The organism is Frankia sp. R82 (assembly GCF_023716925.1).
Lineage (GTDB): Bacteria > Actinomycetota > Actinomycetes > Frankiales > Frankiaceae > Frankia.
The window spans coordinates 37,883-47,670 of record NZ_JAMQQG010000029.1 but is presented as its reverse complement, the minus strand read 5'-3'; the positions used below and the strand labels follow the sequence as shown (position 1 = coordinate 47,670).

Annotated in this window: 9 protein-coding genes; 7 read left to right on the top strand and 2 right to left on the bottom strand. The window is 69.8% G+C overall.

Translation table 11 applies throughout. The features are described from left to right. Nucleotides 1–96: 96 nt before the first annotated feature. The 3 genes from ND747_RS08425 (at nucleotide 97) to glpR (ending at nucleotide 3,087) form a co-directional block, all read left to right on the top strand. Nucleotides 97–618, top strand: a complete 522-nt coding sequence (locus ND747_RS08425; RefSeq protein ID WP_251732925.1) for a molybdenum cofactor biosynthesis protein B — start codon at nucleotides 97–99, stop codon at nucleotides 616–618. Between the two features lie 13 nt (nucleotides 619–631). Next, entirely contained in the window at nucleotides 632–1,264 is a 633-nt protein-coding gene (locus ND747_RS08420) for a GNAT family N-acetyltransferase (RefSeq protein WP_251732921.1), read from the top strand. A gap of 515 nt (nucleotides 1,265–1,779) precedes the next feature. After that, a complete protein-coding gene (gene glpR, locus ND747_RS08415) occupies nucleotides 1,780–3,087 on the top strand; it encodes a gephyrin-like molybdotransferase receptor GlpR (RefSeq protein ID WP_251732920.1) in 1,308 nt (435 codons plus the stop codon). 276 nt (nucleotides 3,088–3,363) lie between these two features. Here glpR and ND747_RS08410 read toward each other — a convergent pair whose 3' ends face one another. Continuing rightward, entirely contained in the window at nucleotides 3,364–4,059 is a 696-nt protein-coding gene (locus tag ND747_RS08410; RefSeq protein ID WP_251732919.1) for a cyclase family protein, read from the bottom strand. A gap of 175 nt (nucleotides 4,060–4,234) precedes the next feature. Here ND747_RS08410 and ND747_RS08405 point away from each other — a divergent pair, with 175 nt between their 5' ends. The 4 genes from ND747_RS08405 to ND747_RS08390 all read left to right on the top strand — a co-directional run bounded on the left by ND747_RS08405 (nucleotide 4,235) and on the right by ND747_RS08390 (nucleotide 8,741). Next, nucleotides 4,235–5,809 carry an MFS transporter gene (locus tag ND747_RS08405; RefSeq protein ID WP_285900189.1) on the top strand — a complete coding sequence of 525 codons (1,575 nt, stop codon included), beginning with the start codon at nucleotides 4,235–4,237 and terminating at the stop codon, nucleotides 5,807–5,809. Between the two features lie 305 nt (nucleotides 5,810–6,114). Further along, a complete protein-coding gene (locus ND747_RS08400) occupies nucleotides 6,115–6,771 on the top strand; it encodes a MarR family winged helix-turn-helix transcriptional regulator (protein WP_251732917.1) in 657 nt (218 codons plus the stop codon). Between the two features lie 282 nt (nucleotides 6,772–7,053). Next, nucleotides 7,054–7,620, top strand: a complete 567-nt coding sequence (locus ND747_RS08395) for a DUF4365 domain-containing protein (RefSeq protein ID WP_251732916.1) — start codon at nucleotides 7,054–7,056, stop codon at nucleotides 7,618–7,620. Further along, nucleotides 7,617–8,741 carry a hypothetical protein gene (locus ND747_RS08390; protein ID WP_251732915.1) on the top strand — a complete coding sequence of 375 codons (1,125 nt, stop codon included), beginning with the start codon at nucleotides 7,617–7,619 and terminating at the stop codon, nucleotides 8,739–8,741. The genes ND747_RS08395 and ND747_RS08390 overlap by 4 nt, the downstream gene beginning before the upstream one ends. Here the strand turns inward: ND747_RS08390 and ND747_RS08385 are convergent. Further along, the gene (locus ND747_RS08385) at nucleotides 8,738–9,688 is read right to left on the bottom strand and encodes a LysR family transcriptional regulator (RefSeq protein WP_251732914.1); all 951 of its coding nucleotides are present in this window, start codon (nucleotides 9,686–9,688) and stop codon (nucleotides 8,738–8,740) included. The two genes, ND747_RS08390 and ND747_RS08385, sit on opposite strands and share 4 nt — an antisense overlap. Nucleotides 9,689–9,788 lie beyond the last annotated feature (100 nt).

The window sequence follows — 9,788 nt, the reverse complement described above, 5'->3', positions numbered from 1 at the left end:
GCCGCCGCGACCCCGCACCCCGCCACCGTCACCGCCGCCACCGCCGCCACCGCCGTCGGCCGGACCTCGGAGGCCTTCGCGAAGCCGTCCAGCCGACTGCCGGCGGGCGCGCGGGCGCAGGTCGTCACCGTGTCCGATCGAGCCCACCGCGGGGTCTACCCGGACCGGTCGGGACCGCTGCTCGCCGACGGGCTGGCTGCCCTCGGTTTTGTGGTCGGCCCACCGACGGTGGTCCCCGATGAGCGGGTCCACATCGAGACCGCCCTGCGTACCGCCGTGGCGGACGGTTTCGAGCTGGTCGTCACCACCGGCGGTACCGGCGTCGGAGCCCGTGATGTCACTCCCGAGGCGACCGCGGCCGTCCTGGACCGCCCGGTCCCCGGGCTCGCCGAGGCGCTGCGGGCCGCCGGCCGTGCCACCGTGCCGGCGGCGGTGCTGTCCCGCGGACTGGTCGGCACCGCGGGCACCACCCTGGTGGTGAACCTGCCCGGTTCCACCGGCGGCGTCCGCGACGGCCTCGGCGTGCTCGCAGGCGTCGTCGTCCACGCCGTCTCCCAGCTGCGCGGGCACGACGACCAGGCCCATCCGGTTCGGCCTGGCGCCGAGCCGACGGGCTGAGCGGCGGGACGGGGTGCGGGCACCGGGATGGCCGGTCGTCCTGACGGAGGGACCGGTCGTCGTGCGGCCGTTGCGGCTGCGGGACGCGTCGAGCTGGGTCGAGGTACGGCTGCGCAACGCCGACTGGCTGGCCCCGTGGGAGGCGGCTCCACCAGGGCAGATGATGGTCCGTGAGACCTGGGAGCAGCGCCAGACCATCGCCGTCTACCGGCAGATGTGGCATCGCCTGCGTCAGCAGGCCCGACTCGGGGCGACGCTGCCGTTCGCGATGGCCGTCTCGGGTCGCCTCGTCGGCCAGGTGACCGTCGCACCGATCCTGCGTGGCGCCTTCAACAGCGCCCAGATCGGCTACTGGGTGGATCGTGACTGTGCTGGCCGGGGGATCACCCCGACCGCCATCGCGCTGATCGTCGATCACTGTTTCGGGCCGGTGGGGCTGCACCGGATCGAGGCGAACGTGCGCCCGGAGAACGCCGCGAGCCGGCGGGTGCTCGCGAAGCTCGGCTTCCGCGAGGAGGGCCTGCACCGGCGCTATCTCGCCATCGACGGCCACTACCGGGACCATCTCGGATTCGCGCTCACCACCGAGGATGTTCCCGAGGGCCTGACCTGCCGCTGGCGGGAGAGTCATCTGCGCCAGCGGTAGCCCGTCCCACCCCGCCCGGCCGACCGCAGCGGGCCCGAGCCGGCGGTAGCCCGTCCGTGCCCCGTTCTCGGGGGCCCGGACGGCGGACGGGGGCCCACATCCGGGTGAGGCGGCGTGGGTGACGAGTTCCACTTCCGGCGTGCCGTGGGTGTCGCCAACCGGACGTGGGTCGCGCCCGGTCACCGGCCGGTGTCGCCGCAGGCACCCCGGAGTGGATTCACAGCACCCGTCGGCGGCCTCGTGCTTTACGAGAGTGCTTCCGCATGTTTCGTTCTGATCTTCCCGGGGGCATCTGGTGTGTTACACGATCGTATGACGATGGAAGCCCACTGGATTGCGTATGCGACACGCGGGGTTCGGGTCGGTGACCACGTGGATTTCGCTCACTAGCGTTCAACCACGAAAACGCAATCCGCTGGTGTCGAGATGAGGCTCCGCATGATCAGCACCGCCGTCCCCGCTGCGTCCGTCGCGTCCGGCACGGTCCGCACGGCCGGCCTGGCGGTGATGGTCCGGTGAGCGCGTTGATCTGGGTCGCGATCGTGGCGGTCTGGGGCTTCGTGCTCATCCCCATGTGGCTGCGCCGGCACGACACGCTCTCCGAGCAGCGTTCCTCGGACCGGTTCACCGGCGCGATGCGGGTGCTCTCCCGCCGCCCGCCGACGCAGGGCGATCTCGCCGACCCGAGCCTGGCCGACCCGAGCCTGGCCGGCGCTGGCATGGACGTTCTCCCAAACCCGAACCCGCAGCGCCTCGATGTGGTGAAAGGAGCGGCCATGCCTCCCGCCGACCCGACCGGCCCGCGCGCCGCCCGTCCCCTGGCAGCCCGCGCCACAACCCAGCCCCGCGCCACAACCCAGCCCCGCACGACAACCCAGCCCCGCACGACAACCCAGCCCCGCGCTTCGGCCGTGGCCCGTCAGGCTGGGCCGGCCCGGCAGATCAGTGCGGAGCGGGCCGTGCTCATGCGTGCGCGCCGGCAGCGCCTGGCCGTGCTGACTGTGCTGGTCCCGGTAACGGTTCTACTCGCCGCGGTGCTCGGTGGGCTGTGGATCGGCCTGCAGGTGCTGGTCGATGCCGGTCTCGCGGGTTATGTCGTCCATCTGCGCCGCGCGACACGGGTCGAGCGGCGGCTCGAGATCACCCGGGAGGCGATCGAACGGCGCATCGAGGCCGAGCGGATCGCGCGGGCCCGGCGCCGCCCGGTCGGTGCCAGCTTCGCCTATCACGAGCGCGCTGACGGCGACCTTGACGTCGACGAGCTCACCCCGGAGGAACTCGCCCACGCCCAGGCCGAGACGATTGACCTTGGCGCTCTGATGAGCGGTGTTTCCCACTGTGATGACGCAGCGTCCGGCCACGAGTACGGGCGGCACGCCGACGCCCAGACCGCCTGGGCCGATGAGCCCGTCCCGACCGGTTTCGGCCAGATCGACCACCCCCATGTTGCTCACGGCCAGACGGCTCACGAGCAGACCGCGTATGAGCAGACCGCGTACGAGCGGGCTGGCTACGGGCAGGTCGCCTATGGGCAGGTCGGGGCTGGGCCGGCGGTGGAGGTCGAGCTGGAGGTGGGCGTCGAGATGGCGGTGAACCTGGAGGAGGCGGGGTCGGTTGCCGTCCGCGCGGCGTCGCGGCCGATCAGCCGTCCGGGCGTCCGGCCCGCGACCTCCCGTCCGGGCCGCGTCCAGATCAACCCGCCGGGTGCCCATGGTGGACTCGTCCCGTCAGCCGCCGAGCCGGCCCCGGTCGGCAGGGCGGACGCGGACGAGCTGACCGCCGACTACGACCCGCTGCTGCACCGGCACGCCGTCGGTAGCTGACGCCATCCCCGCCGCACCCTGCAACCGATCCCAGGACAAGATCCATCTACCCGGGTTGCCGAGGGGGCACACCGGACATCGCGGCCCCGCCGCGACCTGTGTGCATCCTGCACACCCGTGACCCTCAGCGGCGACATCACGGAACGTGGTCATGGTCGATGAACGGCACTGTGCTGCCCGAATAACCGGCAGGATCGTCGTAGTCGACAGATCAGGCATGAACACGACCACGGCGACTCGGGTAGCTCCTGCGCCCGCTCGGCCCACGCAACAGGATCACGGACTGTCACGTGGATGGGGGGATGGCCTGACCTCACCCAGGCGGGCGATGGCGCGGACGGGGGCGCCGTCCGCCGCGGCCAGCGGCAGGGGGAACAGGTACACCTCGATCGGGCGTCCCAGCTGTGACGCCGCCAGCAGTCGTTCCAGGCCGGTGAGGTTCTCGACGATCACCGCGCCGGCGCCGCACAGCACCCGGTGTGCCGCCAGTCCGTCCCCGCCGACCGGCTCGATGCCCGCGCAGGAGGCGGGGGACGGGGTGGGATCGATGCTGGGGGCGTCGATGCCGACGGTGCGCACGCCGGCGTCGACAAGGGCCTGGGCGGTGTCGACCCCGAGGTGGGGATGGTCGAGGTAGTCGGGCTGGCCCCAACGCGCCGACCAGCCGGTGACGATCAGGACGATGTCCGCCGGGCGCAGGCCCGAGGGCAGGATCGACGGGGGCAGGGCCGTCCGGGGAGCGAAGCCGCGTGCGTCGACGGGTACCGCCCGGCCGGTGAAGCGATCCAGCGGGACCTGGTCGAGGCGGGGCAGGGCGTCGTCGACGTGCCAGGGGGCGTCGACGTGCGTCCCGGTCTGTGAGCCCAGGTGCAGACGCTGCACGTTGGCGCCGTCCGTGGTCACCCGTAGCGCGGGGATGACCCGGACCTGCGGATCACCCGGATAGACGGACATGCCGTCGACGATCGGCACCGACAGGTCGATCAGCTCGTCGCTGCTCAGGACGCACCTCCGGACGGAGACGGAAAGGACCGGCGGGGGAGCCGGGCGGGGCGACGGCCAGTGCCCGGGGGAGACGTGGACAACAGAACCTTGGTGGGGGGTCTATATGTATGTAGCATGCATACAGGTCGAGGAAGGGTAGCCCATGTCTCCTGGTGTGAAAATCCCACGAGTACCACCCGTGGTGTCCGTTGCCGTGCTGTGCCTCGGCGGTATGACCGCCGCGCTCACCCAGACACTCGTCATCCCCATCCAGTCCGAACTTCCGGGCCTGCTCGGCACCTCGGCGTCCAGCGCCGCCTGGGTGGTGACGGTGACCCTGCTGGCCGCCGCGGTCGCCATGGTCGTCGCGGGGCGCCTGGCGGACCTGTTCGGCAAGCAGCGGGTGCTGGTGGCCAGTGCCGCGGCCCTCGTGGTCGGGTCGCTGGTGTGTGCCGTGTCCAGCTCGCTGCTGCCGATGTTGGCGGGTCGGGCACTGCAGGGCCTGGCCATGGGCTTCATCCCGGTCGGTATCTCGCTGATCAGGGAGATCACACCGCCGAAGATGGCCTCGACGTCGCTGGCCGCGATGAGCGCCACGCTCGGCGTTGGCGGCGCCATCGGCCTGCCCCTGTCCGCCTGGATCGTCAACACCTTCGACTGGCACGCCCTGTTCTGGGTGTCGTCGGGGGTCGCCGGCCTGGTGCTGCTGCTGAGCGTGTTCGCGGTCCCGCACGTGCGGGACTCCCGCAACGGAAGCATGGACGTCGGCGGCGCGCTCGGTCTGGCCGCGGGTCTCGTCGCGTTCCTGGTCGGTATCTCCAAGGGCAACGACTGGGGCTGGAGGTCGCCCAGCACCCTCGGCGCGATCATCGGTGGGGTGGTCGTCCTGGTCGCCTGGGCCGGCTACGAGCTGCGGCGGGCCGAACCGCTCGTGGACATGCGGGCGACCGCGAAGCGGCCGGTGCTGATGACCAACATCGCCGCTGTCGCCGTCGGATTCGGCATGATGGCGCAGTCCGTCGTCGTCCCGCAGCTGCTGCAGCTGCCTGAGGCCACCGGCTTCGGCCTCGGCCAGTCGGTGCTCGCCGCGGGTCTGTGGATGGCGCCCGGCGGTGTGATGATGCTGCTGTTCGCCCCGGTGTCCAGCAAGCTGATCGCCACCCTCGGTGCCCGGCTCACCCTGGCACTCGGCGCGTCGGTGCTGTCGTCCGGCTACCTCATCGGTGCCCTGTGGATGAACGCGGCCTGGCAGCTGCTCCTGGTGTCCGCCGTGACATCCGCGGGTGTCGGCATCGGTTACGCCGCGATGCCCACCCTCATCATGGACGCCACTCCGCCGTCGGAGGCGGGCGCCGCGGTGGGCCTGAACGCGCTGAGCCGGTCGGTCGGCGCGACCATCGCCGCCGCCGTGATGGGCACCCTGCTGGCCAGCAACACCGTCAGCCTGGGCTCCGCGCAGGTACCCGACCAGGACGCGTTCCGGCTCTGCTTCATCGTCGGCGCCGTCGCCGCCCTGCTCGGTGCGGCCCTGGCCGTACTGATCTCCGGTCGTCGCTCCGCCGCCACCGACACAGCGGTCGCCGGCAGCCCCATGGTCACCGGCAGCCCCATGGTCACCGGCAGCCCCGTGGTCGCCGACGACGCGGCGGCCACCGTGACTCACCTCGACGCCCAGGCCGCGTTCGCCCCGACCGCGCGGACGGCCGAACAAGCACCGGACATCACCACCAGGGTCTGACGCTCCGCCCGGTGGACCCCGGGCGACGGACCCTGAGCAGGCGCATCCCGGAGCGGACCCTCGGCCGCCGGTTCCGGGGCGCGTCCAACGGTTATCGTCGTCGACACCGCCGGACGGTACCTGATCGACCTCGAGCCGGCCTGTTCGTCGGCGTGCAGCAGGTCGCGGCCTGGACCCGCCGACACGCGTAACACCTCCGTCGGACGGCGACCGCCCGCGATCGCCGTCCGACGGCAGGAGGGAAAGTCCCGCGGGACCCGCGGGGCCGGTGGTGAACACGGGCCCGCGACGGCCCGGGATCTGGCATGGACGAGGTGGAATCGGTGAGCGTGCAGGCCGGAAGGCACAACTCGGATGGCGAAGGGCCGCCGGATGGCGAAGGGGCGTACAGCGGTCCCCGCGGTGGCCCCTACGACGGAGGCCATCTGTACGACGGAGGCCAGCGGCCGGCCGGCCGGCCGGCCGCCGACCAACCAGCTGCGGATCGACTGGTTGGCGGGCAGCACGACGAGGATGAGCTGTTGCGATCCATCGGACGTGAGGTCCTGCGGCTCACCCGCCGACGGATCATGACGCCGGAGGGGTCGACCCTGGACCGGTCGGTGTTCCGCATTCTGTGGGCGCTGGCCGAATCCGGCCCGTCGACCATGGCCGAGCTGGAGACCGCGCTGCATCTGGAGCAGTCCACCGTGAGCCGCCAGGTGAAGGCCGCGATCGGCCGCGGCCTGGTCGAGTCGCACATGCTGCCCGGTTCGCGACGCCGCCTGTTCCAGGCGACCAGCGAAGGCGCGCGGATCTACCAGCAGGAAGCCGTCTTACAGTCGGACGTCTTCAAGAAGGCGCTCGCCGAGTTCGGGCCGGCCCGCTTTCGGTCCTTCACCACTGAGCTCACCGCGCTCAACGATGCCCTCGATCATGCCGCCACCGCGGCTGATCCCGCCACCTCCCACGGCTTCCAATGATGGAAGCTGCGGAAGGTGGCGGGTAACCCGCCAGGATCCGCGCTGGTGTTACCCGCACTGCCCGGATCGGGGCCGTTCGCGCTGGTGCCGCTCTGGCGCAGGGACGGGGTGTTTCCACCCCGGCTCGGCGGGCCGCCGACGCGGTTGTCGGTGAAGGCGGGGACCGCCTCCGCGGGGGTCGGACCGCGGCCACCGTCGCCCGTGGTCCGGGCCGGTCCGGACTCGTGGAGCCTTGCCACGTAAGGTGGCGATCTGTCGGCGTTGGGTGGTCGAGGGGGCTCGGTGGCGGGGGAGCAGGCGGCTCCGAACCAGTGGCCAGCCATGCGGACGCCCTCGGGGGTCCCGTACGGCTCACTCCACGCCACGGAGTGCAAGCAGGCCTTCAGCCTCGCCTTCACCCACGCGATCGCGGCAGCGGCGCGGTGCACGATCTCCGATCTGAGGTCGGACGTCGAGACGGTCGACTACACCGTGCGACAGGTGGCCAACCATCGCCGCTACAGCTCTTCGGTGGTGGATGTGCAGATGAAGTGCACGTCGCAGGACGTTCTCCGGGAAGATGGAGTGCACTGGCAGCTGTCGCGCGATCACTACGATGGGCTACGGGACCCGAAGACCTATAACCGGAAAATGCTCGTTGTTCTTGTTGTCCCTGAGGATCTCGCCGGCTGGCTCGTGACCGAACCGGAGCGGATGATCCTCAGTGGTTCGGCCTTCTGGACCTGCATCGAAGGTAGTGGGCGGATCTCCGGATCCTCCAAGACGGTAGTGCTGCCTCGAAAAAACGTCTACGATGTAGAGCAGCTTCTGGGAATTCTTTACCGGATAGGGAGTGGAGGGAAACCATGAGCGTCGACTCGGCGATTATCGAGGACCTCCCTTCCCTTGAGGTCGACCCGGGTGAAATGGAAACCTTTCTGCGGCTCAACGGGTGGCGGCGGGTCGAGTGTCGCCCCGGCATAAGTGCCGTCTGGGAGAACGCTGCACTGGATGCAAGCGTGATGGTCCCGTATGATCCGGAATACAGGGACTTCGGCCTGCGTTTCAGGGATGCCCTTCAGATCGTGTCCCTGGTGCATGGAATTGAGCCAGGTTCCCTCCCGCTCCGGATCGTGAGTGCGCACAGTGACATCGTCTTCCTGCGGGCGGATCAGTTCACTCCGGGTGATTCGATACCGCTTGGTGAGGCGAGAGTCCTGGTGGACGGAATCTCGCGCATAATGCTTGTTGCGGCCTGTAGTGCAATTAGGCCACGCCCGGCACATCTGGGCAGAAGGCCTGGAGCCGCAACGGACTTCGTAGCCAACGACCTGAGGCTTGGTCACACGATTCGCGGCAGTTTTGTACTGCCTGTCTTTGTTCGCCATGATGGAGCTGCGGCGAGCCCCGGGGGTGACGCGGCTGCTGGTTCGGTCGCGTTCTCGCGGCAGGTGGTCGAGACCCTCGCCAGCGGGCTGGAGGCAACTCGGGAACTCCTCGATCCGCAGGGCGGTATCACGCTCGACGAGGCGGTGGAGCGTGGCGCCAGCGCGGAGATGGTCGAAGCGGTCGGTGTCATGGGTGGGCAGGAAGGTGTCCGGTCACTGGATCTGCGCTTCGTTTTCTCGGGATCGATACCCACCAGTCCGGATGTCCCGAGTCGGATCGAAGTACCGCGGCCACAAGCCGAACAGGTGGAAAAAATCGTCGGCCTACTCAGGAAGAGGCCGATCGAAATGCGGGGTCGGGTCGTCGGCCAAGTCGTCCGGCTGGAACGCGCCGGCAACAACGACGATGGTACGGCAGTGATTGATGGATTCCTGGGAAAGTCTCGGCGTCGGGTCAGGATGAATCTTTCCGGTGATTCCTACAGGTTGGCGATCCGTGCGCACGAGGAACGGGTTTCGGTTGTGGCCACCGGAGAGGTGTCGCTCGTCGGGAGATCCTGGTACCTGACCGGAAGCACCGAGTTCAGAATTCCCGCGGTCTAACCGCGACCTGCGGTGGACTGCGCCCACCTGGGCACCCAGGTGTCAGCCTCGGGACGCCTTGCTCGCGTGGCGGCAAGATGATCGACAAGGGTGCTGAGGACGGGATGGGTGTTGTCCCGGTGCCAGACCAGCGAGTGCGGATAGATCGGGGTCGGACTGCGGATGGGGATGCGGCGCAGGTCGTAGTGGTCGGGCCACAGGTATCTGGTGTGCTCGCCGGCGAGGTTCGCGAGCGTCGAGGACTCGGCGAGCACATCGAGCAGGTGTTCGGTGCCGAAATGGGGGCCGACCCGCTCGATCGTGAGTCCGAACGTGTCGGCCAGGTCGTCGTAGTAGATGTCCCATTCGCTTTTCCGCAGCATGCCGGGCATCCAGATTCGCTGCCCGACCAGGTCGGCGGGCGTCACGACGCGGGCGCCGGCCAGCGGGTGGGCCGGACCCACCAGCAGTTGGTGGGCGTCGTCGACGGCTGAGCTGGCCCTGATCCCCGCGGGCAGTGGGGACGCCGGGGAACCCACCGCCCGGAACGAGGCGTCGATGGTTCCCGCCTGGATGGCGGCCATGGCGGCCTGGGCACCATCGACGATGGTCACGAGATCAAGCTCGACGTCGGGGTGGGCGCGGTGGAAGCCGCGCAGCACCGCGGACGGCGCGATCCGGTAACTGAGCACATCGACGCGCAGGGCACGGCGCCCGGGCCGCACCGAGTCCACGGCTCGTTGGTCGACCCGCAGCAGCTCGTGCGCGTGCGGGAGGAACGCCTGACCGTCGAGGGTGAGCCGAGTACCGCGCGCGGTGCGGGTGAACAGGCGGACACCGAGATCGCTCTCCAGCGCCGCGAGGCGCTTCGACACCGCCTGTTGGCTGATGCCGAGGTGGGCTGCGGCGAGTTGGAACTGCCCCTCCTGCGCGACGGCGACGAACGCCCGGACCGCTTCCACGTTCATGACACACCCTTCGTACAGCCAATGGTTGTATCTGGCCGACAGATCCTTGTTTGATGAAAGGAAATCATGCCGATGTAATCGGCGGGTGCACACCCCTTGG